The organism is Dactylosporangium thailandense (assembly GCF_059739745.1).
This window is the reverse complement of sequence record NZ_AP029195.1, coordinates 1,148,740-1,173,293: the sequence shown is the minus strand read 5'-3', so window position 1 is coordinate 1,173,293 and position 24,554 is coordinate 1,148,740. Positions and strand designations below refer to the sequence as shown.

Genomic DNA, 24,554 nt, shown 5'->3' with positions numbered 1-24,554 from the left:
CCTGCCCGGTCTGCCGGTGCACCGCGGTGGAACCGGTGCTCACGGTCCGTGCGGCGCCGCTGCAGATCGGCGTGGCCTGGCCGGACCGCGCGGCTGCCCGGTCCGCCGAGGTCGGCGATACGGTGCTGACCGTCTGCACCGGCTGCGGGTTCCTGTTCAATGCCGGGTTCGAGCCGGGTCGCGTGCGCTACACGGTCGGCTACGACGTGGTACTCGTGCATTCGGGTGTGTATCGGGATTATTTGGAAGCCGAGGCCCGGCTGCTGGTGGAACGGTACGGCGTTCGGGGACGCCGGGTGGTGGAGATCGGCTGCGGCGACGGGTATTTTCTGCGGCTGCTCGCGCGGCTCGGCGGTAACGAGGGGCTCGGGTTTGATCCGAGCCTGCCGTGCGACGTGGTGGAGCCGGGCCTGCGGTTGTCGGCGGCCGAGTTCACGCCCAGCCCTATCGGCGGCGACGCCGGCCTTGTGGTGATCCGCAGTGTGCTGGAGCTGGTGCCGGATCCGGTCGGTTTCCTGCGCGACGCCCGGGCCGTGCTGCGCCCGGGCGGCCTCTGCTATCTCGAGGTGCCCAACGTGGAGTGGGTGCTGCGAGACGGGATGGCCTGGAACATCCATTACGAGCACTGCTCCTACTTCACCGCCGGCACGCTGGGCACCGTGTGCGCCGGTGCCGGGCTGCGCGTCCTGGAGACCGCCCCGGTCTACCACGACGGGCAGTACCTACGCGCGGTTGCCGTCCTGGACGAGGCGGAACCCGCCGTGGTCGGCACTGCCCGCCGGTTCGGCGACTTCTATCGGGCCGCCGTGGCGTCCTGGACCGCCCGGCTGCGAGCGGCCGGGGACGCCGGCCGCACGGTGATCCTGTGGGGTGCGGGCGGGCGGGGCGCCAGCTTCCTCGCGGCCGTCGACCCGGCGGCCGAGCTGGTGGCGTTCGCCGTCGACGTCAATCCCGCACGACACGGCGCCTACCTGCCGGTCACCGGTCATGTAATCCGGCCGCCGGACGCGCTCGCCGCCGCGGACGTCGACGTGATCATCGTGGCGAACGACACCTACCTGACCGAAGTCACGCGGATGGCGCGAGCGCGCGGATTCGAGGGCGAGCTGTGGACGCCCTGAAGGCGGACGAGTTCTGGCGCCAGGGCGTCGTGGTGGTGCCGGAAGTGCTCGCCGGCCCGGACCTGGACCTGGTGCGCGAGCAGGTGGATGGGTACCTGTCCGACCCGCAGGCCCCGACCACCGAAGTCAGCGGCCGCTACGCCGGAGCCGGCCGCTACGCCTACGGGCACGACATGCTGCGGTACGTGGATGCGATGTGGGCGGCGCTGCAGACCTCCGCGCTGGTGCCGGAGATCATCCGGATGCTCGGCAGCGACGGGCCACTCACCCTGCTCGACGACCAGATCTACGTCAAGGAGCCGGGAACCGCCGAGCCGACGCCGTGGCATCAGGACGGTAGCTACTGGGCGGTCAGCGGCCGGCAGCTCTGCACCGCGTGGCTCGCCCTGGACCCGGTCCGCCCGGACAACGGCGGCCTGCAGTTCGTTCTCGGCTCGCACCGGTGGGGCACCGTGTTCCGGGCCCAGGCATTCGCGCCCGGCCAGCAGGTCGAGGATCCCGGCCACCGGCCCGTCCCGGACGACGACGTGCTGCGGGCCGAGCACACCGTCTGGTCACCCGAGCTGGCCCCGGGCGACGCCGTGGTCTTTCACGCCTCGACCCTGCACGGCGCCGGACCGAACCGGTCGGCCGTGCGGCGCAGGGCGGTGGTCAGCCGCTGGGCGGGTACGGACGTCCGGTACGCCCCGCGCTCGCGTGCCTCTCGGCGGCAGATGGACAAGGCCGAGCGCAACGGCGTGGCCGGCGGCGCGCCGTTCACCGGCCCGGACTACGCGAAGTTCGGCAGAAAGGAGAACCCGGCGTGATCATCTACGGCGATCCGGATCTCACCGACGAGGAGGCCCGCGCCGCGTTGTACGCGGGTGACCTCGTGATGCACACGGGCCTGGCTGCCGTCACGCAACTCGTGGAGTTCGCGCGCGAGCAGCTGGCCACGCTGTTCGCCCCGCACGACCCGCAGCTGGCTCACGAGCACCACACGCCCGCCGAACTGGCCGCGCTGCTCGGCGCCTGGAAACCCCGCTTCATCCACCACGAGACCTCGAAGCGGCTGGTCCGGCAGATCATCCAACAGGCCGGCTTCCCGCCCGGGCACACGTATTACGACGTGCCCAAACCCCGCACCGCGTTTCCGGCCGGGCACTTGAACACGGGAGTGGCGTTCGCCTTCCCCTGGCACCGCGACGTCTGGTATTCGGCGCCGGCCCAGCAGGTCAACTGGTGGCTGCCAATCTTCCCGGTAAGGCCGACGAACGCGATGAGCTTCGATCCGGCTTCCTTCGCCCGGGCGGTCCCCAACGACTCGGAAACCTTCGACTACTACCGGCACAACGCCAGCCGCAAGGCCACCGCCGCACAGGTGTCCCGGGAGACGCGGGCGCTGCCGGGCGCCGCCGGCCATCAGCCCGACGGCGAGGTGATCGTGCTGCCGCCGCCCGGCGCCGTGCTGCTCTTCTCCGGCGCCCAGCTGCACACGACCATTCCAAACACGTCCGGGCGGGCGCGGTACAGCATCGACTTCCGCACCGTCGATGACCGCGACCTGGCGGCCGGCGAGGGCGCGCCGTTGGTCGACGTGCGCTGCGGCGGAACCGCCATCCGGGATTTTCACCGCGTCGCCGACGGCGCCGCGTTCGACGAGCGCACCGTGGTCGGCCTGTTCGGGGCGCCGCCACCGGACGCACACCTCGTGTTCTCCCCCAACGCCCGATGACCGGCTACACCCTGCACGCGTTCGGCGAGCTGGCCGCCCACGTCTTCGCCCCGTTCCCAGCCGCCTCACCCGCCGTGGACACACTTCGCCTGGGCCGGGTCGAGATCACCCTGGGCGGCGGGTCCGCGCTCGTCTGCCAGCAAGTCACGGCCCTGGGCCACCGCACCCGGCTGGACGCGATGGTCGGCAACGACCTGCTCGGCGGCTGGCTGCTGGGCGAGCTGGCCCGGCACGGAATCGACTGTCCGGCCCCGATCCGCAGCGGCGCCCGCAGCACCCGGACGCTGATCCTGCACGCCGCGTCGGGCACGCACGACATCACCCACGAGCCGTCCGACGGCAGCCCCGCGGAGTTCGCCCAGGCCGCGGCGCAGGTGTTCGGATCGGACTCCCAGTTCGCGTACGCCCCCGGGTTTCCCGGCTTCGAGCCGGTCCTGGCTGCCCTCGCCGCGACCGGCGTGACGACCGTCGTGGACCTCGGCTATCGGCCGTGGTTGACCGACCCGGACAACTATCGGCGCGAGGTGCTGGCCCGGGCCCGGTTCGCAACAGTGTGCCTGCTCTCCGCCGACGGCCTCGACCCCGCGCAGCGGAACAGCCTGATGGCCGAGGCGGCCGGCCAGGGCGCGCGGGTGGTGGTAGCCACGATGGGCCGACACGGGGTGTACGTGCTGGCCGGGACGGACTGCATCCGGCACGTACCGGCCGTGCCGTGCCGGCCGGTGAATACCCTCGGCGCCGGCGATTCGTTCGCCGCAGGTCTCATCGTGGCGCTGGCGGAAGGCCGCGAACCGGTGGACGCGGCCGTTTACGCGTGCGCCACTGCAGCCGCAGTGATCAGCATGTTCCCAGTGCTTCCCAGCCGCGCGGACGTGGACACCTATCGTTCAGCCGAGCAGTCCCGCTTCCCGTAGCCGACGGGCCACCGCGACCACGGCGGGCAGCGGCAGGCCGGCCCGCTCGGCCACGTCCACGAGGTGGTGCTCGCCGTCGCCGAGGCTCAGCAGCCAGAGCGTGGCCAGCTCCGGCGAGTCGTCGCGCAACTCGCCACCGAGACTCCGGAAGAGGCCGTAGCGGCCGAGCTGCGGTTCGCCGTACGGGGCGAGGTTGCGCGGCACCAGCCCGGCCTCGATCGCGTCGAACGCGGTCAGCACCACCTCGATCGCCGCCCGCACCTGGGCGGCGCTGACGAACGAAAGATCGTCCGCCGAGGTGTGGTACTCGGGGTAGGTGGCGTGCGGCGCCCGGGTCAGGCGACCCACCGGCAGATCGAACCCGGGCGAGCAGAACTGCCGTTCGTCGTAGCCGTACGGCGACCAGCGGAGATCGACGTCGGCCAGGTGGGACATCAAGCGGTCGATCGGGGCGTTCTCCCGGCGGGAACGCTTGTAGGTCAGCGGGCCGGCGTCGCCGAGGCCGGTCAGCACTAGGCCGTGCCGGATGAGGTCGGTCCGGTCCCGATTGCAGTGCAGCCACGCCACGGTGCCTAGGGTGGCTGGCACGAACAGGAACCGGTAGCTGAACTCGCGGGTCTCGGCGGCGGCCCACCGGGCGAGCTCGACCGCGGCGACCATCCCGGTGACGTTGTCGTTGGCCAGGTCGGGATGGCAGACGTGGGTTGACACCAGCACCTCGTCGCGGCGTCGGCCCGGCACTAGATGCTCACCCCAGGTGAGGGCGCCGGGTCCAAGGGTAGCGTCAATGTCCACCGCGTACCGGCCCGGCTCCAGTGCGACCCGCACCTCGTCGGGTAGGCAGAAGCCCCACGTACGGCGGTAGTAGCTGGTGCGGTAGGGCACCAGGTTCGGCCGATCGGGCAGCGAGTGCAGCCGCCGCTGAAGCTCGTCGAGCCCGAAGTCGCCGCGGACCGGTTCGCTGTAGCCGACGACATGCAGGTAACGGTCGGCGGTGTCGGCGACGACGGTGCCGTCCGGTGCCACCAGCCGGGCCCGTCGCAGGTTCCACTCGTCGGGAATACGCCAGCCGAGCACCGGCGTGTCGGTCGGCACGTCGGTCCGGCTGAGCTCGATCTCCCGGCCGATCCGGTCGAGGGTAGACCGTACCCCGTCCCCGGTGAGGCTCCGGCCGATCGGAAAGAGGTCCGCCATCAAGCGAGTCAGCGATCCTGTCATGCGGTGATCAGGACCGAGGTGACCGAGCCGTCGTCGTGCAGGGTGTTGAGCCGGGCGCCGGTGGTGTCCGCGCCGCCGATCGCCACCTCATCGCCCTCGTGCCGGAACGCGATCAGCGAGGACGGGCAGCCGAACAGTGTCGCCTCCCCGACGCGGGCCTCGAACGGATGGTGCAGATGCTCGGTGAACAGCGCTTTGATGTGCGGGCGCCGGGCTACGGCGGCGCGCAGCTCGGCCGCGCCGTCGAGCTGGAACCAAGCGTTGGTGGAGAGCGTGACAGGTGGGTGATGCATTGCCAGGGCGGTCGGCCGCTGGTCGTAGAGGTCGAGCCGGGACATCTCGGCCTCTACGTCGATGGTGCCGTGGATTTGCTCCGGGCGGGTGCTGTCGATGCCGACGATCCGCCACCCGCCGATCTCGAGGACGTCCGGGCCGAACGTGTCGCGAACGGCTACCGGATCGTCGTGGTTGCCGGGCACGGCGAGAATCGGCAGGACGAGCAGTGCCAGCAAGACGGCCAGGTCGTGGCAGCCCGATCGGCTGCCGTCGTCGGTGAGGTCGCCGGTGAGCACGACCGCGTCCACTGGAGACGTCTCGAGCCGGGCGGCGGCGAGCACGGCACGAAGCCGTCGCGCCGGGTCACGCCCGTCGACCGGGGCGCCGCCGTCGGCGAAGTGGATGTCGCTGAGCTGCAGCAGACGGACCGACATCACGGCTCCTTGAAACGATCATCGCCGATGCATGTCGGCGGCATCCATAGGCTACTGTTAATGTTAGGCTCTGACGCATGATCCGCGACTCCGCAAAGGTCGTCATAGTGACCGGAGCCGCAGGCGGGATCGGCGCGGCACTCTGCCGCCGCTTGGCGGCCGAGAGTGCGGAGGCCGTCGTGGCGGTGGACTCAGACGCCGACCGTCTGGCCGGCTTGGCGGCCGAGATCGGTGCCACGCCGATGACCGCCGACGTTCGCGACCCCGAGGCGATGGCCGGGGTGATCCGCCAGGTCGAGGGCCGCTTCGACCGCATCGATGTGCTCATCCAGAATGCCGGCCACTTCGCGTTCGGCGGGCCGGATGCGCCCGACGAGGTGTGGCAGCAATGCCTGAACGTGAACCTGCTCGCGCATGTCCGCGGCGCCCGCGCGGTGCTGCCCGGCATGCTGGCCCGCGGCGGCGGGCACATCGTCAACATGTGCTCAGCGGCGGGCATACTGACCGATCCGGCGGCCGCGCCGTACGCGGTGTCCAAGCACGCCGCGGTGGCGTTCGCCGAGTGGCTGGCCGTGGCGTGCCGGGACACCGGCGTCCGGGTCTCGGCGGTCTGCCCGCAGAGCGTCGACACCCCGATGCTCGACTCCTTCCTGGCCGGGGTGGGCCCAGGTGCCGAGACGTTCGTGGGTGAGGTGCTGAGCGCCGAGGTAATCGCTGGCCGGATTCTCGAGGGCATGGCCGCGAGCCGGTTCCTGATCTACACGCACGACACAACCGCCGCGGCCGAGCTGGCCCACGTGCACGACCGGGACGGCTGGATCCGGGCCCAGCCCCGGCTCTACGCGTTTCCGTGGCCGACCGGCGGGGACGCCGGGTGACCGTGTGGACTGACCGGCCGGTCCTGGTCACGGGTGCGACCGGTCTGCTCGGCGGATGGCTGGCCGAGGCGCTGCTCGGCCTCGGCGCGCACGTCGTGGCCCTGGTCCGCGACTCCGTCCCAGCTAGCAGATTTTGCGCCGATGGCATCCGGGACCGGGTCGACGGCGTGCGGGGTGACGTCACCGACCAGGCGCTGGTTGAGCGGGTGCTCACCGAGTACGAGGTCCGGACCGTGTTTCACCTCGCCGCCCAGACGATCGTCCAGATCGCCGACCGCAACCCGGTGAGCACCTTCGACACCAACATCCGCGGCACCTGGTCGGTGCTGGAGGCGTGCCGGCGCAGCCAAACGGTGTCGGAGATCGTGGTGGCCAGCAGCGACAAGGCGTACGGCCCGCACAACGACCTGCCCTACCGCGAGGACACCCCGCTGGCCGGCCGCTCACCGTACGAGGTGAGTAAGTCGTGCGTGGATCTGATCGCGCAGTCCTACGCGTACTCCTATGGTCTCCCGGTTGTCGTCACCAGGTGCGGCAACTTCTTCGGCGGCGGTGACCTGAACTGGAGCCGCCTGGTGCCGGGCGCAATGCGGGACCTGCTCGCCGGGCAGTCGCCTGTGATCCGGTCCGACGGCACAATGATCCGCGACTATCTGTACGTGGAGGACGGCGCTGCCGCATACGTGCGTACCGCCGAAGCTCTGATGTCCCGGCGTGACCTGGCCGGCCGGGCCTTCAACTTCTCCTTGCAGCAGCCGCTGACCGTGCTGGAGATGCTCGCCCGGATCTCGGCCGCGGTCGGCACCCGGATCGCGCCGACCGTGCTGGGAACCGCGGCCACCGAGATCCCGGCTCAGCACCTGGACTCGACGGCGGCCCGGACCGAGCTGGGCTGGCGGCCGGAGATCGGCCTGGACGAAGGGCTGCGGCGAACGGCCGACTGGTACCGCCAGCATCTGGCGCCTCCGGCGGCGGCCCGATGACGTTCACCCCGGCCGCCGCCTGCCGGTCGTGTGCCGGCACCGCACTGACGCCGGTCCTCGACCTGGGCACCCAGCCACTGGCCAATGCCTACCGGCGGCCGGCGGACGCCAGGCCGGAGCCGCGCTATCCGCTCGGGCTGCTGCTGTGCGACCGGTGCGCGCTGGTGCAGCTGAGCGGCCACGTCGATCCGCGGGTGATGTTCGACGACTACCCGTACTTCTCGTCATACAGCGAGACCATGGTGGCGGCTATGCGCGAACTGGCCGGGCGAGTGACCGCCGAACGCAAGCTCGGGCCCGGCGATCTGGTCGTGGATGTCGGCTCGAACGACGGTTATCTGCTGCGGCACTATCGGAAACTGGGGGTCCGAGTGCTCGGCATCGACCCAGCCCGCAACATCACGACAACCGCGGTCGCGGCCGGAATCCCCACCTTGGAAGCGTATTTCGGGACCGCAGCGGCGGCCGAAACCCGGGCCGCGTACGGGCCGGCCGCCGTAATCCACGCCAACAACGTGATGGCGCACGTCCCGGACGTGAACGACTTCACCGCCGGCGTGGCCCTCCTGCTCGCCGATGACGGCGTGCTCGTCGTCGAATCCCCGTACGTCGTGGACCTGGTCACCGGGTGCGAGTTCGACACGATCTACCACGAGCACGTCTTCTACTACTCGATGACATCGATGACCGCCCTGCTGCGGCGGCACAGCCTGACCGTCACCGACGTCGAACACCTGCCGGTGCACGGCGGCACCCTGCGGTACACGATCCGACGGGCGCCCGCCGCCGAGTCGCCGGAGGTGGGACGGCTGCTCGATCGGGAGGCCAACGCCGGGATCGCCGGACCGGCCTACTATCGGGCCCTCGACGACCGGATCTGCCACGTCCGGGCCCGGCTGCTCGGCCTACTGACGGATCTGCGGGCGCGGGGAGCGCGGATCGCCGCGTACGGCGCTGCGGCCAAGGGCACGGTGCTGCTGAACCACTTCGGCATCACCACCGGTCTGGTCGACGCCGTGATTGACCGCAACCCGCACAAGCAGGGCCGGCTCATCCCAGGCGTCGGCATCCCGATCGTCGATCCGGGTTACCTCGCCGCCGCCCGGCCCACGCACGTGCTGCTGCTGGTGTGGAACCTGCTCGACGAGGTGCTCCGGCAACAGCCGGACTATCTGCGCGACGGCGGCCGCTTCGTCGTGCCGTTGCCCGAGCCGCGGATCGTCGGCCGATGATCAAGGGGGTGCGGAAGGTTCCGCTGCGCCGGATCCCAGACGAGCGGGGCACGGTCAGCCACATGCTGCGCCGCGACGACCCGCACTTCCTGGGCTTCGGCGAGATCTACTTCAGCACCGTGTACCGGGGCGTGGTGAAGGGCTGGCACCGGCACCGCGGCATGACGCTCAACTACGCGGTGCCGCACGGCCGAGTGAAGCTGGTGGTATTCGACGACCGCGACGGATCGCCGACCCGTGGCGCTTGCGACGAGTTCTTCCTCGGCCCGGACGACTACTCGCTCGTGCAGATTCCACCGGGCCTGTGGAACGGCTTCAAGGGCATGTCCGAAGTCGCGCTGGTGGCGAACTGCTGCACCCACCCGCACGACCCGGCTCGGTCGGAGCGGCTGGACCCGTTCGTCAACGACATCCCCTACGACTGGGAAGTCCGTCACCACTGAGCGCGGTGACGAATGATGCGAAACAGCTCCCTCGGGCATAGACCAGCCAGGCCACGGCTTCATGCTCATCGCCGGTCGGGCGGCGGCTTCCTCAGTCGTCAGCAAGTGCAAATCGTCCGGCTCTTGTGCCTGCCGAAAATGTCATCCGGGCCAGTCAGGCGGCATGGGGAACTGCCGCAGGGCGGGCAGGTTACACAGCCGGCGTTGCAGGTAGAAGTCGCCGGCGTCGTTAATGGTGGTTTCGGTGCGCAGAGCCCGACTTGCCGTCTGCCGTCGACGTGCACAGCGGCTTCAATAACAGCGAAGAGTTTGGTCTTCAGCGACCACTCATGGTGCTGCACGAGATCGGCACAGTGCAGCGCCCACGCCGGCCGCGTCACCCTGAGGTGCCGATCCAACCATCGCAATGCGCGCGACTTGCCGCTGCCGGGCTCGCCGAGCAGCAACGCGACCGGACGCTCCGCTAACCCCGCAAGCGGCTCGACAACACCGCCGCCGGTCTCGTCGACCTCGCGGAGAAACGCTCCGTCGAACTGCCGCGTCGCCTGAGGTTCCGCAATGAACCGTTCGAGATCTCCCAACACGATCGAACCTAGCCTGACTCGCGCACAGGTCTACCCAGACCCTCGCAGAGGACGCTGCCTTCCAAACGAGGCCAAGGACATTTCTGCGAGCAGCAACGCAAGCGGCCTACGTGGATACTTCTCAGCGCTTCCGCCAGCGCCTCGGGCCTCGTATCACCCGTCCGGGGGCTGCTGTTCATGCCGGTTGAGGTCGTACGCTGAGCTGGTTACGCTATCGGCATGTGCACACGTTTTCGGCGTGTGTGCTGGCTTTCTGGGTCGGATTCCCCCCTTCGACACTGGTCTTGGTGAATGTTTACCAAGATCGACGAACTCGTAGCGTCCCAGCAGCAGACCCGAGCGGGTGACCACCCGGTCGGGTTTCGGCATGTGCGGACCACGCCCTGGCGGCGACGATGACCCGCGTGCGGCGCAGCGTTCCGACTCCGGGCGAGCAGATGATCGCGGCGCTCATCCCCGCGCCGCTCCCCCGCGCCCGCCCGCCACGGCCACCATTGCTCCGGCTGCCCGCACCTCACACCGGGCCTGACCAGGCCGAGGCGCACCTGGACGTCGGCCGGCTCGACCCGTCCGGCCGAATCTCGGCCCGTGTACTGCTGCACCTGCTGGACTGGCCACCTGGACACCGGATCACGTTCGACATCACGGCCGGCGTCATCACCGCGACCTCCGACCCGGCCGGACGGCACACCATCGGCGCCACCGGTCTCCTCGCGACCCCGGCGTCGATTCGGCAGCTGTGTCACCTCAGTGCCGGCGACCTCGTCGTCCTCCTCACCCAACCCGGCCGTGACCTGCTGCTCATCCACCCAGCTCGAACCGTCGCCCGGCTCCTCGCCGGCCAGTTCGCCGCTGGCGATGCCGGCTGACCGTCAGCGGCTCGACGCCGCCTGGACGGCCCTGGCCGAGCTCGGCGTCACCCTCGCCGACCTGCAACGCGACGCCAGACCAGCAGTGCCGACCTTCGACAAGTACCTGCCGCAGGTACTCGCCGCAGCCGGCCCGGGCGCCCTGCGCGCCTACCGCAGCTACTGGCAGCGCATGACCACAGCCTGGGGCGGCCTCGCCATCGACACGGTTACCGCCAGCGACATCCAGGCGCTCCAGCGACGCATCGTGGCCAACGCACAAGCCCGACGCAACAGCCGCGGCGGCCGCCACGCCGGCGACCTGCTCATCGCCGCCGCCCGCGCCTTCTACAACCAGGCCATCGCCGACGGTCTCATCGACGCCGCGGACAGCCCAGCCCACCGGGTCGGCAAGCCCCGACGGCTGCCCAGCACCCGGCGGGCACTGACACCTGCCGAACTGACCGACATCAACCTCGTCGCCCGCACCACCGGCAACGACACCATCCTCGACGCATTGCTGCTGCGACTGCACACCGAAACCGCGTGCCGGCGCGCCGGCGCCCTCGGGCTGCGACTGCAGGACCTCGACACGGACCGCGGCCTCCTGCAGCTGCGCGAGAAGGGCGGCACCGTCCGCTGGCAGCCGATCAGCCTCGACCTCGCCACCAGCCTCGCCCAGCACGCCGCCGTCCGCGGCGCAGTCCTGCCTGCGGACGCGCTGCTGCGGTACCGCAACGGCAGAGCCTTGACCAGCCGCCGCTACGACGAGCTCTGGCGCCGTATCGGCCGGCACCTGCCGTGGGTCGCCGCCCAGGGCATCACCGCCCACTGGCTGCGCCACACCACGCTCACCTGGGTCGAACGGCACTTCGGGTACGGCACCGCCCGCGCCTACGCCGGCCACACCGACACCACCGGACCAGCCACCACCACCTACATCCGCGCGGACCTCCAGGCCGTCGCCACTGCCCTGGCCGCGATGACCGGCCAGCCGCATCCGCTCGCGCAGGCCATCGACGGTCATCAGGTGGTCTAGTGAAGCTTTGAACACGCGTGCGTCGCAGCACTGCGGCACGGCGTGACGGCTTCGGTGCGATTCACCGACGCGCGGGCTCCGGAGTCTGGTCGATCACCTACACGACCGGTGCCAGTGCTTCCTTGCCTCCGAGGCTGCCAACCGGGCAGGCGCCGCAACAGTTGGCCAGAGTTGACCCGCAGCCATCTGGCGTCCACAGTGGACGATGTCCGGCCCGCCCGTCGCGCTGATGCAACGTCGTCGCGGCGACCGTGTTGTGAGGGCTCGGTACGATGCCGGGGTAAGCGCGTCCTCCTGTGCCGGAGGTCCCCACCGACGACGCGGTCGGCGGGTTGAGTCGCGGGCGAGATGCCGCCCGGGTCGCGGTCGATCGACCGTGTCTCGGAGGGGCTCATGCGCAAGCGCAACACACAGACGACGGCGGGCGACGTCGCACCGGTCCACAGTTCACCCGCGATGTCGAAGACCGCCCCGCCGTCGTCTACGACGACGACCTGCGGCTGGCCCGGCAGGGCTGGGGGCCGACCATCAGGGCGATCTGCCTACGGATCTCCGCAGCCGTCGCCACCCGGATCGCGAGCCGGCCACAGCGCTCTATCTGGCGCAGCGCTACCGGCGCCGGGAAGGTGCTGGCCGGCGTCGCGGCTGCGGTATACGCGAAGAGCCGCGGCCTGCTGTAGCGGGCGGGGCGAGAGTCTACGCGGTTGACCCGCAGAAGACCGGGCGCACGCAGCTTCTGTGACGCGTCCGGTCTTCACCGATGGCTCGAGCCTCGGCCGGGCCAACGTCGCCCGCGGCGACGCCTTCCCCGCAATGGCACGCACCGGGCAGCGTTCATGATGCGTGGTCCCTCCCTGGGCGTTCTGGGGCCGACGCTCATCGAGGTCTGCGAGATGTCGTTGCCCGACAACGTCTCCATCGACCATGCGGCGAGCAGAGCGGGGCGTCGCCGCCGCCTGGCCTCTTCGAGGATGAGTCAGGACGCCAAAGAATGGCGCGAAGGAGCTTGGGCTCATCCGGTTCGTGGCTACGCTGATGTGAGATCCGGCTACGGGTTCAACCAGTCACGGTCTGGCCGAGCCAACAATCGAGCGTTCTTCAACGCTGCAGCTAGGGGCAATACGGTCTCACCGTGGTATTCGTTTCCGACGCGACGGACGACGAGCGCCAGCTGCGCCTCGGCGGTGCCGCGAAGCGCAAGCGGCAGCAGTAGCTGCACGTCACCGCGGTGGAATTGAGGAACCGCAGCCTTGTAGTTCCTCTCGACGCGCTCCACCGCGCGATCGACAGCCGAGCGGGTCAGCATGAGAGCCGTCGGCGCATACTGTAGATCGGCCGGGTAACGTGACAGGTTGTCGTTGACGAAATGGTCCCAATCGAGAATTAACGGCAACTTCGGGTCGTAGAAGAGAACCGACGGATCGTTCCAATACGTCGCCCGTGCTGGCCTCGGCGAGAAGACGCCAGCGATACGCCCATCTGACTGTTTCATCCAATCCACGAGCCGCCACGGATACCCGTCCTCATCCGACTTGGCTGCCAAGACGCCGTAGATCTCTTCCTGGTTGGGCGTTACCAGGCCAGTGTTGAAGCCTGCACGGTCCGAGCCGTCGATCGAGCCGTAGGCGACCTTTCCTTGCTCGAGGATCCGAGCGAACGTGTGTTGTATGTAGCTGCGCAGCACGGGCAGGTCGGCTTGGGGTGCGACGGCCAGTACACCGGCTGCGGCATCGGCGATGTCAATCGGGCTGTCGTCGTCCGCGTCTGGATGACGCAGGACCCAGACATCGTCCTCGGCGAGGTCGGCAAGCACCTGCCACATCTCGACCGGGATCCGCACAAACCGGTTCAGAGGCGGGCGTGGGTCAAGGCGCTTGACGTTCCGCGCATGTGGCCCTTTGTCGCTTGACTCCAGGTCCAAGGTGACCTTCTCGCCACTCTCCAGCGAGGCTCTCGTGTGGTCCGGATGCAAGATATCCGTGTGGTGGACGAAGATCGAAGCACCTGCTGATCCTGCAATCCGGCCGTAGCCTTTCAGATGGTCGTACTCCGCCACGACGCCGGACTGCCTGCCTTCGGGAAAGCTGAGCCCGTCGACTGTTAGGCGCCCTTGGAAGTCTGGCCGCGCCGAGACTGTCACCCGCTCACCAGACACAAGGTGCCGGTATCCAGTTCCCGGGATCGTGCTGAAATGGACGAAGGCCGTGGTGTTCGAGGAGTCGATCTTCACCATGCCGAAGCCGCGTTCCGCGTTCCACCACTGCACGATCGCCAGCTGGTCGGAGACCGGATCCGACGCGTCGCGGCTCGCGGTTCTGGAGTTGCCAGGTGCTGCCCCTCGGCGCGGCGGCATGTTGGCCGGGGTTGCACCTACACCCTGCGGGTTTGGCATGCGTCGTTGCTCCTCGACTTCATCGGCGCGGGCTTAGCCCCTCAATAGTCTCACCGCACCAACCAAGCCAACCGGACGCCGCTCATCCTGAGCGGCGTCCGGTGCGTTCGTCCGTCGCGCGAGACGGAACGTTTAGGCCGGTCGGTGTGACTGGCCAGACTGATGGCTTGCGTTCTCCACCGATCGGACGAAATCGCCTCGTACGCAATCAGACGACCGTGATACTGGCTCCCGGCCAGGGTCGGCCGGGGTGGGGAGGCGGATATGGCGTCGCAATTGTCGTGGCTAGACAGCTCGCTGGCCGAGCAGCAGCAGATCCGAGAGTTGCTCGGCCTCTTCCGCGAGCAGGAAAGCCGCGACGAGCTCGGCATCGGGCAGGTCCGGGACGCCTTCGGCGACCTGCTGTTCCCGGGAACCTCGACCCTGCACACGCGGGCGCGGTACCTCCTCATCGTGCCCTGGTGCATCCGGTACGCGGCCCGCCGGCCCGGGCGCGAACGAGCGGCGCTGCTCGACCGGACTGAGCGGGTCGTCATCGAGTCCCTGCGCGCGGCCGGCGCGACCGACGGGCTCATCGGACGGCGCGCGTCGACCGGCGTGAAGACACTGCCGTCGACCATCTACGCGTCCGCCCTGGACCGCTACGGCATCGATGGCGGCGACGAGCCCGTACCGGCCAGTGACGAGCCCGAGGCGGAGGAGCTCACCGATCTGCGAGCGGATCGCTGGCCGCCGAACCTCCCACCGGTACCGAAGGGCTTTCCCGACGCGATCGACGGCGGGCTTGAACTGCGGCCCGACGAGGCCGACTGGCTACGGGAGCGCATCGCGACCAGTGCCGCCGGCAGCCTCCTCGCCCACCTACTGGAGCCGGGGAACCGCCCGCAGAACGATGCGCCGACGCCATGGTCGGTGTCGGCCGCACTCGCGGCGCCGGAACCGGCGCGAACGATTCTCGACCACGCCCGCAATTTCTCGATCTGCATGCATGGCGCCGCCCTGCTGTACAACCTCCTGCTCGCCGAGAAGTACGAGGACGCCGGTCGTGATGCGATCGAGCCCCCGGACTACCGAGACGCTCTCGCCGACTGGGCCGACGAAATGACGACTGTAGGTCCATGGGACCGGGCCGGCATGTGGGCACTGCTTCGCAATAGGGCAACGAGCGCCTCGGCGAGGGTGTTCATCGACGCGTGGACGGGCCTCGTCCTGGACGGGCGGACAGCTGGCGCAGCCGATGACCGAGCGCTGCGGGATCTCGTCGCCGGCCGGGAGATGGCGGTGAAGCAGAAGCAGTCCAGGCTCATGAACCAGAAGCTGCTGCGGAGCTGGACCGGCGCGTCCGGAAGCCGGCAGCTGGTATACCGCTGGCCTCAGGTCCGCCGCATGCTTATCGACATCCACGACGGGATGGAGGCGATCGATGCTGCTGCCGCCTGACGGCCGGGCGCTGCTCAGCGAGGTGCTCCGTCCGCCGCCGGGCTTCCGGGTTGACCGGGCCGTGGCGCTCACCTTCACCCTCGACCTGGAAAGCCTACTGGCCGCGCCGCTCGCCTTCGCCGCGCACGCTGTCCGCAGCCACGACGACCCCGTCTCGATTCTCGACGCGGTCCGCCGCAGCGCCGACCGGATCGACGTGTTCTGCCAGGCGGGACACATCGCGGCACCGGCGAAGGGCTCGAGCCTGCTGCTTCTGCTGGAACGGTCCGTGCACTCGGTGAACCGGCCGAAGCCCGGCCGGCTCTTCCACCCCAAGCTGTGGCTTGTCCGGTACGCGGCCGACGACGAGCGGCAGCTTCGGCTCGTGGTGCCGAGCCGAAACCTCACCGGCGACCGCAGCTGGGACGTATGCCTGAGCCTCGACGGCACGATCGGCACCCGGATCGACGCCGGGAACCGGCCGTTGGTCCAGCTCGTCCGGCACGCGATCGACCATGCCGCCCTGCCCGTACCCGAACCGCGGCGAACGGCGCTCGACGGTCTCCTCGAGGACGTCCGGCGCGCGGTATGGACGCCGCCGGACGACTTCAAGGGGCTGGCCTTTTACGCGCTCGGCGTGTCCGGCGGCCGAGCGCCTGACTTCAGGGGTACCAGGCAACTCGTCATGTCACCGTTCGTCTCCACCGACGGCCTCGCCCGCTGCGCCCCGAGTGGTGGCGCAACCGTCATCGGGCGCCAGGAGGAGCTGGATCGGCTGCCCGCAGAGGCGCTCGATGGGTGTACTGCGCTGGTGCTCAACGACCTCGCGGCGCTCAACCTCGATGAGGGCGGCCCCGCGCGGCTCACGGGGCTGCACGCGAAGGCGTACGTCGTCGAGCGCGGTCATCAGGCGTGGGTCCTCATCGGCTCGGCCAACGCCACCGGCGCCGCGTTCACGGGCAACGTCGAGGTGCTCGTAGAACTCGTCGGCTCCAAGGCCAAGATCGGGATCGACGCCCTCGCCGGCGAGGCGGCGGACTTGCGGGGAATCCTTGAGGTGTACGAGCGGCAGCCGGCCACGGAGCCCGAGGACGAAACCAGCCGGGTCCTCGAGGAGTGCCTGCGCGACGTGGCTGCCGTGCCGTTCCATGGCACCATCCGTACCACCGCCGAGCCCCACGAACTACGCCTCGTACCCGTCGGCGAGGTAAAGCCGCCACCCGGGATCACGCTGACGTGCGGGCTGCTGACCCGCCCCGACCAGATGGCGACGCTGCCGGGCGAGGCCGTCTTCGCCGGCTTGGCAACGATCGAGATCACGCGGTTCGTGGTGCTCACCGCAACGGCCGCCGACGGCACCAGCCGCCGCGCCGTGGTGCTCGCCAGCCTCACCGGCGACCCCGCCGACCGCTACGACCGGGCGCTCGCCGACCAGATCGACACCCCGGAGAAGTTCCTGCGGTTCCTGGCACTGCTGCTCGGCCTGGGCGCGTCCGCCGACGTCCTCGGCGGCGCCGCGGCCGCCGGCGGTGGCGGTCAACGGCGACGGGGCGTGACCGGCGTGCTGGAGCTGGTTCTCACGGCGCTCGCGGACCGGCCGGACCAGCTCGATGACCTCGCCGGCCTCGTCGCCCGGCTCGCCACCACCGAGCGCGGACGGGCGGTACTGCCGCCGGGCTTCCTCAATCTGTGGCGGGACGTTGACCAGGTCCGCCGCGAGCTCGCCGGGACGAGGACGGGTGCATGAGCGGACTGAAGGACTTTCAGCGCGACACGGTCGCCTACGTGCTCGACCGCTACTTCGGAGCCGAGCCGACCCGCCGGTTCTTGGTCGCCGACGAGACAGGGCTCGGCAAGAGCGTGGTCGCCGGCGGGGTCGTCGCCGAGGTCATCGAGCGGCTGCGGCGCGATGACGCCATCGGTCGCATCGACATCGTGTACATCTGCTCCAATCAGGACGTCGCCGCGCAAAACCTCGCCCGCCTCGCCGGGCCGACCCACGCCGCGCACGCCCTGTCGAGCCGGCTCACCCTGCTCGGCCGCGAGCTGCCGAGCATCGTGCGGCGGCGGCCAGACGGCAAGGCAGTCAACCTCGTCTCCTTCACGCCTGGCACGTCGTTCTCCCCCGGCTGGCGCACCGGCAAGGCCGAGGAGCGCGCGATGATTCACCACCTGCTCCGCGACGAGCGGTGGGACCGCTGGCAGCACAAGGCGGCGCTGCGCATACTGCAATGCACCACCCGGTCCATGGAGAGCTTCGAGGAGGAGTGCGACGCCTTCGAACGCAAGCTCACACACGCCATCGACGCCCGGGTCCGGAAGGGCTTCCTGACCCGGGCGAGGAAGCGGCGGCTGCTGGCCCACTTCGACGAGCTGATCGCGCGCGTCGGCCGACGGACCAAGCTGAGCGACGAGGAAAGAAGTCAGGCGTTCGACCTGGTGGCCAAGCTGCGCGGCACGCTGGCCGAGGCGGGCGTCGAGGCCCTCGAGCCCGACCTCGTCATCCTCGATGAATTCCAACGGTTCCGGAGCCTGCTGGATCCCGAAAACGGCGGCGAGGCCGCGGAACTCGCCCACCACCTGTTCAACCACAAGGACGCGCGCGTCCTGCTGCTGTCCGCCACCCCGTACAAACCGTTCACCTTCGCCGAGGAGGCGGTCGCCGACGAGCACCACGAGGATTTCCGGCGCGTGCTGAGCTTCCTGCGGCCCGACGACCCCAAGTGGCTCGGCGCGGTCCAGGCGGCCCTCCGCCGATACCGCGAGGCGGTCGTCACTGGGTCGCCGGCGGACGAGCACCGGGAGGAGGTACGGCGACTGCTGCTGCACGTCATGTGCCGCACCGAGCGGCCGGCACTGGGCCGCCACGCGATGCTCACCGAATATGTCAGCCCCGTCGACGGCCCGGGACCAGCCGAACTCCGCTCATTCGTGGCGATGAAGCGGCTCGGGACCGCGCTCGGCGCGCCGGTCCTGCTCGACTACTGGAAGTCGGCGCCGTACTTCCTCAACTTCGTTGAGGGCTACCAGCTCGGCGAACGGCTGCGCGCCGCGCTGCACCAGGGTCTGCGACCGGAACTGCGCGGCCTGCTCGACCTCGCGGACCTGCTCGACCCGGCCACCATCGAGAAGTACGCCCCGATCGAGCTCAACAACGGCAAGCTGCGCGGCCTCGTCGCCCAGACCGTCGAGCAGGGCTGGTGGCGGCTGCTCTGGCTTCCGCCGTCCCTCCCCCACTACGCCCTCGACGCGCCGTTCGCCGAGGCGGCCGGTACCACCAAACGGCTGGTCTTCTCGTCCTGGAACGCCACCCCGACCGCCGTGTCCGCCCTGCTGAGCTACGAGGCGGAGCGGCGCATCCGCAACGGACACGCCGACGCGCCCCGCAGCCGACTCGACTATCGCCTCGCCGACGGGCGGCCGGCCGCGATGAGCACCCTCGCCCTGTTCTGGCCACACCCCGGGCTCGCGGCCGCCTGCGACCCCCTTGACGCAGCCCGCCGCGATCCGGACCAGGTTCCAGATCTCGCTGAGGTCGAGACGGCGTGCCGACAGCGACTGCTGGCGGACGCACCGGCCGCCTTCCGCACCGCCGAAGCGACCGGCGAGCCGCAGCCGTGGCGGGCGGTACTGCGCTGGCCCGGCGCCGACGCTGGCCTATCCGCCGAGGACGCTGCCCACGCGCTCGCCGCGGACGAGGCTCACGCCGGCCTCGCTCACCACGTGGAGGAAGCTCTCGCCGCAGCGGCCGCGACGGACCCCGTCTGCGCCACCCCGGAAACGGCCGTCGACGACCTCGTAGCAGTAGGCCTGCACGGCCCCGGCAACATCGCATGGCGCGCCCTGGGCCGCCTCGCCGGCGACTACGCCGGGGTCACGCCAGCGGGCCAGTGGCAGGCGGCCGCCGTACTCGCCAACGGGCTGCGGAGCCTGTTCAACCGACCGGAGTCCATGCTGCTGCTCGACCAGCTAGGGCTCGACGACGTCTACTGGCGCTCAGTTCTGCGGTACTGCGCCGCTGGCGGCCTCCAGGCTGTGCTGGACGAATACGTTCATACCTTGCACAGCTCGGCGGCCGACACGCCGCTCGACGACGATGCACTGCTTGAGCTGGCCGAGGACGTGAGCCGGGCCATGACGCTGCTCCCTGCGCCGTACTCCGCCCTGGACCCGCGCAACCCGAGCATACGGATCCCGATCACCGGCCGGTTCGCGCTGCGATACGGCTGCCGCGGCGACGAGGACAAGACCGCCCACCGCATGACCGACGTGCGGCACGCGTTCAACAGCCCGTTCTGGCCCTTCGTCGTCACGACCACGAGCGCCGGGCAGGAGGGCATCGACTTCCACACGTACTGCTCAGCGGTCGTGCACTGGAACGTGCCCGCTAATCCGGTCGACTTCGAACAACGCGAAGGCCGGGTGCACCGCTTCGGCGGCCACGCCGTACGCCGCAACCTCGCCAACGCCCACCGCGCCGAGGCGCTACGCACGAACCATCCGGACATTTGGCTGGCCGCCTACGACGCCGCCCGGCGCGGCTCCAGGCTTGGCGACATGTCGCCGTACTGGGTCTACCCCGGCGCGGCTCAAGTTGAGCGGCACGTTCTGCCGCTACCGCTCAGCCACGACAGCGATCGATACGAGCGGCTGAAACGCGACCTGGCCCTGTACCGCCTCACCTTCGGCCAGCCGCGGCAGGAGGACATGCTGGCGTTGCTCGACAGCACCGGCCAGTCCGCCGCAGCGGCCGAGCTCGCCACGATCGACCTGCGGCCGCCAAGATCAGCCGTAGGCCGCCGCGCGGAGCCGAGCGGCGGCGAGAGCGGCCGCCCAAGCCAGGACCAGCGCGGCAATGGGCCAGGCGACGACGATTCGTAGTACGGGCGGCGCAGACCCGCCCGACGCCGCCGCCAGCCGCCTGCTGCAGGACAGCGGCTGGGTCGAGCCCGACGCCGAGGTCCTGCCGACAGGCGCGCAGGTCGCCGTCGACTACCTGCAGCCCCTCGCGGACCTGCCCGCGCTCAAGCCGCACGTGCGCTACGGCGCCCAGTCGTCGGCGCCGCCGACGTGGCCGGCTGCCCGCCGCAGCTGCCCGGCCAGATGAGCCTCCAGCTCCGTAAGCCGCCCGGACACCGCACCGACGAGCCGGTTCCGGGTGTCGCCGCATTCGCTGCGGGACGCCTCCGCCAGACCGGTCAGGTCCGAACCGTCGATGCCGAGCCGCTCGGCACCGGCCAGGAGCCGGGTCGTGTGCACGTCGACCGCCAGGTAGCCCATCCGGTCGCCGTCGAGTTGCGCGGGCGGCAGCAGCCCCGCCTCCGCGTAGCTGCGCACGACGTCGACCGGCACGTCGGCGCGCGCGGCCAGCTCGACGAGGTCGAGCACCCCGCGGTCACCGGGACTCCCCGCCGCAACCGTGGTGGCCCGCCCGGCGAGCGAGGCGAGGACGTCCGCGTACTGCGCCGGCACCTGTACGTCGAGCAGCACGCCGCCGTCCTGGGGCGTGACGGTGAAGGTGAAGAACGAGCAGCACTGCGTCTCCCGCGCCGCCAGGTCCCGAACGGTTGCCTTGAGGCCGTCCGGACCGGCCAGCCGCATCCGCGCGTGGGGTCGGGCTCACCATCTCGGCTTCACGCACGGCGGTGGTGAACAGGGCATCGAACTCCGCCAGCCGCAGCGGCTGCTCGTCGGTCGGCAACGTGCACGCGTCAGGGACGACGAACGACATCACAGGCTCCTTGACCAGCAGAATCGGCGCTCGTTGCGCCGTCCCCACGACGGTAAGCCTGTACCTGGGTACCGGGTGCAACCCCACGATTCGACCGGCTCAGCGGAGCACGACGAAGCCGGCGAACATGAGGTTCGGCAGCTGCCGCCATAGAACGCGACGGTGATGGCGCCGTGGCCTACGCCAGTCGACGTATCGAGGCTGGCCTGCCCACGTGCCACGGACGTACCGCATGAGCCCCGTCGTCAGCGAGCTCCTGCGCAAATCCAGTCGCGGCGGCATGCCGGGCCGTCTTAGGTTGAGATGTGACATTTTCGGCGGAGTATCAGCGTCTGCATGCGGCGGTCCTGCATCAGGGTGGCCGTGGTGCGGGTGCCGCCGCCGAGGTCGCAGCGGAGGTACGGTCGATCGCGGCGGAGGCCGGCGCCGCGCGGCTTACCACCGCTGAGACGAAGATTCTCCGGTTCATGTGCTCGTCCGTGATTCTCAACTGCGCGTTCGATCTGCGGGACACGGCGTTGCTCGGACAAGGACGAGACCTCGCGGAGCAGGCGCTGGCCGAGACCACCCCGAACGAGCCGCTGCATTTCCAGTGCCTGTACAACGTGGCAAACGCTCTTGTGATCGAGTGCGACTATGGGCTGCCGAGCGAAGGCAGCCGCGACACCTGGGTGTCCCGGCTGGTCGCCAACCGCTTGGCGCACCGTGTGCAACTGCGTACGACCCGGAAGTTGTTCTTCGAAATCGGCACTGCTCAGGGGGCGGACCCGCACACGCGGTCGGCGGCGTACTGCAACCTGGCGAACAGCCTCGATCATTCGGGCCGCTGGGCAGAGGCGTACGACTTCTATCTGCGGGCATTGGAGGAGAATCCGGACAACGGCAACGCCGCCGGCAATCTGGCTCAGCTTCTGCTGGGACGCATCAGCAACGGTGTCGGGCAGCTGGGGCACTTGGCCGCCGTGTACGACAAGTACGTCAAGATGGCCCAGTCGCTTCGTGAAGGCACCTTGTCGTTCGCCGGCGAGGCAACCGCCGACAGGTGGGACGCACTCGGGCTCACCGAGAGCGAGGGTCATCTCTCCCACGGGCTCGACGACGACAGCGACGACTACCGGATCTGGGTCGCATCGCACCGCCTTGCCCTGTCGCCTGCCGTCGAAGGACTCGGCACGGATGACCCGCACTGGGACGGTGCGGTTATCGAACAGCTCTACGGCACCACGGCAGCCGAAGTGACACCACCGATCCTGGCCGAGATGAACGTCTTGAAATCCGACTTCCTGGTGTCGCGGCGCCTGGCGTTCGACGGGATCGTCCAGATCGCCGAAGGTCCCGAGCAGAAGGCCGACGACTCGGGGTACTACGTCGAGACCCTGGATCATTCCCTCTACGGCACGCAGTACTCGAAACTGTTGCTGGCCCAGCGATCGGCACTCGACGTCCTGGACAAGACCGCGGTGGTCATCAACGAGTACCTCAACATCGGCGACCGCCCCGACCGCGTGTCGTTCCGGAAGTTCTGGTCGGAAACCGACGGATCGGTCCGCGCGAACCTCGTCCACAGCCCGGCCAGCGCGCTCCCGGCATTCGCCCTGTCGGAACTGGCCTTCGACATGGACAAGGACGGCCTCTACGCACCCTCGCAGGCACTACGCAACGCCGGAACCCACAGGATCGTACATGCGGCCCTGCTAGACGCCACGGGCGTCACCGTCGACTCCCGCAGCAGGATCGACCTACTCGACCTCATCGACTCCACGGTCCTCGCACTGCAGGTGACCCGCTCCGCCTTCCTGTACGTCATCGACCTGGTCGCCACCTGGAACCACTTGGACGATCATGCCGGCGAGTACGTACCGATCCCCTCATACGAATACATGCAGTTCCCGGACCCCGACGAGGCACAAACCGCCGACCAGCAGTAGCCCCCGCCGCGCACTACGACGACACGTCATCGACAGCGCCCGAGCCGGACGCAACAGCCGCAGCGGCCGCCACGCCGGCGAGCTGCTCATCGTCGCCGCCCGGGCTTCTACAACCAGGCCATCGCCGACTGCCTCATCGGTTTGGACGGGGTCGCGTAGCCAAATGTGCTGGCGGCGAATGCCACTGCTCATTAGCGTTTCACTCATGAGCAGGTTGGTGTTCGACGAGCCGAAGACGCCTCATGTGCAGCCGCTTGACGCAACTGAACCAACGAGCAGCTGGTTCCGGGAGTCGACGCGCCCGGAAGCAGTTGACGGTCGGCGTATCGTCAACGACCTGTATTCGCGATTTCCTGACGATGACGGCCGTATGCGTGCTGACCTGCGAAGCAGTGACGACCGACGCATGCTCGGCGCGATGGACGAACTCTTCGTTCACGACCAGCTGATCCGCCGGTATCGAGTCACCTACGAGGAAGGTGAAGGCACCCGGCCCGACTTCCGCGTCTATGCCGGAGCCGCCTACGTCGGGGCGGTGGAGGTCGCAACGCTGTTCCTGCGCGATGACTGGGCGGCGGAGGAACGTCGCAACGCCGGGCTCAAGCAGCAGCTCAACCAGCGGCTGCCGCTCACCACCCATTCGGTGGAGTTCGAAATCTTCCGCTGGGACGCTGCCCCGCGGCTGCAACCGATGGTGAAGTGGATCGAGCGCACGCTCGACGAGCTGCGCGCCGACCCGGAAGCGCTGCAGCGCGACGAGATCGGCTGTCCGGAGAAGGTCTACATCAACGCTGCCGTGGAGATCGTCTTCCGGTTCATCGAGCTGCCGGAGTCGTACGTGGTCGGTGCAGACGATCGCGCGGTGCTGGGCGGTGGCTCGATCGGCGGTTGCGTCGACTCTGCCGAACGGTTGCGGCAGCGGCTCGACGACAAGGCGGTCAAGTACGATCTGCGCGACAAACCCTTCGCGATCGTGGTTGGCGTCCGCGACGGGATGTGCGACGTGGGTGATGTCCATCAAGCCTTGACTGGGACATCCGCTGTCGTGATCGCCACCGGTGAGGGTGTTCGCAAGGGCGATGGCTTCTTCGGGTATGGGGCGAACCGGCGGGCTGGCAAGCACCAGCGAGTGTCTGCGGTCTTCTCACTCCACGACTGGTTTCCGGGCGGCCCGTACGAACCTCAGCTGGTCCGGTTCGACAACCCGTTCGCCACAGCTCCGTTCTCCGATGCTGCCCTGCCGTGTGGCGGTCGGTGGGGCGTGACCGAACGAGGAACGGCACAGATTCGCGCGGGTTGGCTTACCCGGCCGGCAGCGCGCACACGCAGGTAGGACTCAACCGCGTATCCCGCGTCGGTGACGGCAATTGGGTCCGGCGTCGGGCGTCCTCGCCGAAGGG

At 69.5% G+C, this 24,554-nt stretch carries 20 protein-coding genes; 15 read left to right on the top strand and 5 right to left on the bottom strand.

All coding sequences use genetic code 11. From position 1 onward, the window contains the following. Window positions 1-26: 26 nt before the first annotated feature. The 4 genes from AC6JBM_RS05040 to AC6JBM_RS05025 are packed head-to-tail and all read left to right on the top strand — an operon-like array spanning window position 27 to window position 3,749. Window positions 27-1,121: a class I SAM-dependent methyltransferase gene (locus tag AC6JBM_RS05040; protein ID WP_497982454.1), complete on the top strand. Its 1,095-nt coding sequence runs from the start codon at window positions 27-29 to the stop codon at window positions 1,119-1,121. Beyond that, window positions 1,109-1,927 carry a phytanoyl-CoA dioxygenase family protein gene (locus AC6JBM_RS05035; protein ID WP_497982453.1) on the top strand — a complete coding sequence of 273 codons (819 nt, stop codon included), beginning with the start codon at window positions 1,109-1,111 and terminating at the stop codon, window positions 1,925-1,927. Before AC6JBM_RS05040 ends, AC6JBM_RS05035 begins: the two co-directional genes overlap by 13 nt. Then, window positions 1,924-2,835 carry a phytanoyl-CoA dioxygenase family protein gene (locus tag AC6JBM_RS05030; RefSeq protein WP_497982452.1) on the top strand — a complete coding sequence of 304 codons (912 nt, stop codon included), beginning with the start codon at window positions 1,924-1,926 and terminating at the stop codon, window positions 2,833-2,835. The genes AC6JBM_RS05035 and AC6JBM_RS05030 overlap by 4 nt, the downstream gene beginning before the upstream one ends. Next, on the top strand, window positions 2,832-3,749 hold the full coding sequence (locus AC6JBM_RS05025) for a carbohydrate kinase family protein (RefSeq protein WP_497982451.1): 918 nt from the start codon (window positions 2,832-2,834) through the stop codon (window positions 3,747-3,749). The genes AC6JBM_RS05030 and AC6JBM_RS05025 overlap by 4 nt, the downstream gene beginning before the upstream one ends. On the opposite strand, the gene AC6JBM_RS05020 is transcribed toward AC6JBM_RS05025, so the two are convergent. After that, window positions 3,723-4,943, bottom strand: a complete 1,221-nt coding sequence (locus AC6JBM_RS05020; RefSeq protein ID WP_497982450.1) for a DUF4910 domain-containing protein — start codon at window positions 4,941-4,943, stop codon at window positions 3,723-3,725. The genes AC6JBM_RS05025 and AC6JBM_RS05020 overlap by 27 nt on opposite strands. Window positions 4,944-4,963: 20 nt before the next feature. Beyond that, on the bottom strand, window positions 4,964-5,677 hold the full coding sequence (locus AC6JBM_RS05015; protein ID WP_497982449.1) for a metallophosphoesterase family protein: 714 nt from the start codon (window positions 5,675-5,677) through the stop codon (window positions 4,964-4,966). 77 nt (window positions 5,678-5,754) lie between these two features. Between AC6JBM_RS05015 and AC6JBM_RS05010 the strand changes: the two genes are divergently transcribed. The 4 genes from AC6JBM_RS05010 to AC6JBM_RS04995 are packed head-to-tail and all read left to right on the top strand — an operon-like array spanning window position 5,755 to window position 9,213. After that, window positions 5,755-6,555: an SDR family oxidoreductase gene (locus AC6JBM_RS05010; RefSeq protein WP_497982448.1), complete on the top strand. Its 801-nt coding sequence runs from the start codon at window positions 5,755-5,757 to the stop codon at window positions 6,553-6,555. Continuing rightward, a complete protein-coding gene (locus tag AC6JBM_RS05005) occupies window positions 6,552-7,538 on the top strand; it encodes an NAD-dependent epimerase/dehydratase family protein (protein ID WP_497982447.1) in 987 nt (328 codons plus the stop codon). The genes AC6JBM_RS05010 and AC6JBM_RS05005 overlap by 4 nt, the downstream gene beginning before the upstream one ends. After that, window positions 7,535-8,770, top strand: coding sequence for a class I SAM-dependent methyltransferase (locus AC6JBM_RS05000; RefSeq protein ID WP_497982446.1), 1,236 nt, complete (start codon window positions 7,535-7,537; stop codon window positions 8,768-8,770). Before AC6JBM_RS05005 ends, AC6JBM_RS05000 begins: the two co-directional genes overlap by 4 nt. Beyond that, the gene (locus AC6JBM_RS04995; protein ID WP_497982445.1) at window positions 8,767-9,213 is read left to right on the top strand and encodes a dTDP-4-dehydrorhamnose 3,5-epimerase family protein; all 447 of its coding nucleotides are present in this window, start codon (window positions 8,767-8,769) and stop codon (window positions 9,211-9,213) included. The genes AC6JBM_RS05000 and AC6JBM_RS04995 overlap by 4 nt, the downstream gene beginning before the upstream one ends. Before the next feature lie 98 nt (window positions 9,214-9,311). On the opposite strand, the gene AC6JBM_RS04990 is transcribed toward AC6JBM_RS04995, so the two are convergent. Further along, window positions 9,312-9,797 (bottom strand): hypothetical protein, encoded by a 486-nt coding sequence (locus AC6JBM_RS04990; protein WP_497982444.1) that lies wholly within the window; start codon window positions 9,795-9,797, stop codon window positions 9,312-9,314. 404 nt (window positions 9,798-10,201) lie between these two features. Here AC6JBM_RS04990 and AC6JBM_RS04985 point away from each other — a divergent pair, with 404 nt between their 5' ends. Together AC6JBM_RS04985 and AC6JBM_RS04980 are read left to right on the top strand one after the other, a co-directional pair. Then, window positions 10,202-10,666 (top strand): hypothetical protein, encoded by a 465-nt coding sequence (locus tag AC6JBM_RS04985; protein ID WP_497982443.1) that lies wholly within the window; start codon window positions 10,202-10,204, stop codon window positions 10,664-10,666. Continuing rightward, window positions 10,656-11,684, top strand: a complete 1,029-nt coding sequence (locus AC6JBM_RS04980) for a tyrosine-type recombinase/integrase (RefSeq protein ID WP_497982442.1) — start codon at window positions 10,656-10,658, stop codon at window positions 11,682-11,684. The genes AC6JBM_RS04985 and AC6JBM_RS04980 overlap by 11 nt, the downstream gene beginning before the upstream one ends. 1,048 nt (window positions 11,685-12,732) lie before the next feature. On the opposite strand, the gene AC6JBM_RS04975 is transcribed toward AC6JBM_RS04980, so the two are convergent. Further along, window positions 12,733-14,076: a DUF3825 domain-containing protein gene (locus AC6JBM_RS04975; RefSeq protein WP_497982441.1), complete on the bottom strand. Its 1,344-nt coding sequence runs from the start codon at window positions 14,074-14,076 to the stop codon at window positions 12,733-12,735. A gap of 264 nt (window positions 14,077-14,340) precedes the next feature. Here AC6JBM_RS04975 and AC6JBM_RS04970 point away from each other — a divergent pair, with 264 nt between their 5' ends. The 3 genes from AC6JBM_RS04970 to AC6JBM_RS04960 are packed head-to-tail and all read left to right on the top strand — an operon-like array spanning window position 14,341 to window position 20,376. After that, entirely contained in the window at window positions 14,341-15,516 is a 1,176-nt protein-coding gene (locus AC6JBM_RS04970; RefSeq protein ID WP_497982440.1) for a DUF6361 family protein, read from the top strand. Then, entirely contained in the window at window positions 15,500-17,242 is a 1,743-nt protein-coding gene (locus tag AC6JBM_RS04965; RefSeq protein ID WP_497982439.1) for a phospholipase D family protein, read from the top strand. Before AC6JBM_RS04970 ends, AC6JBM_RS04965 begins: the two co-directional genes overlap by 17 nt. Next, window positions 17,239-20,376, top strand: coding sequence for a helicase-related protein (locus tag AC6JBM_RS04960; protein ID WP_497982438.1), 3,138 nt, complete (start codon window positions 17,239-17,241; stop codon window positions 20,374-20,376). Before AC6JBM_RS04965 ends, AC6JBM_RS04960 begins: the two co-directional genes overlap by 4 nt. A 159-nt stretch (window positions 20,377-20,535) precedes the next feature. On the opposite strand, the gene AC6JBM_RS04955 is transcribed toward AC6JBM_RS04960, so the two are convergent. Further along, on the bottom strand, window positions 20,536-21,096 hold the full coding sequence (locus AC6JBM_RS04955; protein WP_497982437.1) for a hypothetical protein: 561 nt from the start codon (window positions 21,094-21,096) through the stop codon (window positions 20,536-20,538). A gap of 435 nt (window positions 21,097-21,531) precedes the next feature. Between AC6JBM_RS04955 and AC6JBM_RS04950 the strand changes: the two genes are divergently transcribed. Continuing rightward, the gene (locus tag AC6JBM_RS04950; protein WP_497982436.1) at window positions 21,532-23,154 is read left to right on the top strand and encodes an LA2681 family HEPN domain-containing protein; all 1,623 of its coding nucleotides are present in this window, start codon (window positions 21,532-21,534) and stop codon (window positions 23,152-23,154) included. Between the two features lie 205 nt (window positions 23,155-23,359). Continuing rightward, complete coding sequence (locus AC6JBM_RS04945) at window positions 23,360-24,487, top strand: hypothetical protein (protein ID WP_497982435.1); 1,128 nt, start codon at window positions 23,360-23,362, stop codon at window positions 24,485-24,487. The last annotated feature ends 67 nt before the right edge of the window (window positions 24,488-24,554 follow it).

Excerpts from the sequence above, each read along its gene's own strand:
- AC6JBM_RS05025 (WP_497982451.1), top strand. The coding sequence starts at position 2,832 with ATGACCGGCTACACCCTGCACGCGTTCGGCGAGCTGGCCGCCCACGTC.
- AC6JBM_RS05020 (WP_497982450.1), bottom strand. The coding sequence starts at position 4,943 with ATGGCGGACCTCTTTCCGATCGGCCGGAGCCTCACCGGGGACGGGGTA.
- AC6JBM_RS05015 (WP_497982449.1), bottom strand. The coding sequence starts at position 5,677 with ATGTCGGTCCGTCTGCTGCAGCTCAGCGACATCCACTTCGCCGACGGC.
- AC6JBM_RS05010 (WP_497982448.1), top strand. The coding sequence starts at position 5,755 with ATGATCCGCGACTCCGCAAAGGTCGTCATAGTGACCGGAGCCGCAGGC.
- AC6JBM_RS05000 (WP_497982446.1), top strand. The coding sequence starts at position 7,535 with ATGACGTTCACCCCGGCCGCCGCCTGCCGGTCGTGTGCCGGCACCGCA.
- AC6JBM_RS04995 (WP_497982445.1), top strand. The coding sequence starts at position 8,767 with ATGATCAAGGGGGTGCGGAAGGTTCCGCTGCGCCGGATCCCAGACGAG.
- AC6JBM_RS04980 (WP_497982442.1), top strand. The coding sequence starts at position 10,656 with ATGCCGGCTGACCGTCAGCGGCTCGACGCCGCCTGGACGGCCCTGGCC.
- AC6JBM_RS04975 (WP_497982441.1), bottom strand. The coding sequence starts at position 14,076 with ATGCCAAACCCGCAGGGTGTAGGTGCAACCCCGGCCAACATGCCGCCG.
- AC6JBM_RS04970 (WP_497982440.1), top strand. The coding sequence starts at position 14,341 with ATGGCGTCGCAATTGTCGTGGCTAGACAGCTCGCTGGCCGAGCAGCAG.
- AC6JBM_RS04965 (WP_497982439.1), top strand. The coding sequence starts at position 15,500 with ATGCTGCTGCCGCCTGACGGCCGGGCGCTGCTCAGCGAGGTGCTCCGT.
- AC6JBM_RS04960 (WP_497982438.1), top strand. The coding sequence starts at position 17,239 with ATGAGCGGACTGAAGGACTTTCAGCGCGACACGGTCGCCTACGTGCTC.
- AC6JBM_RS04955 (WP_497982437.1), bottom strand. The coding sequence starts at position 21,096 with ATGCGGCTGGCCGGTCCGGACGGCCTCAAGGCAACCGTTCGGGACCTG.
- AC6JBM_RS04945 (WP_497982435.1), top strand. The coding sequence starts at position 23,360 with ATGAGCAGGTTGGTGTTCGACGAGCCGAAGACGCCTCATGTGCAGCCG.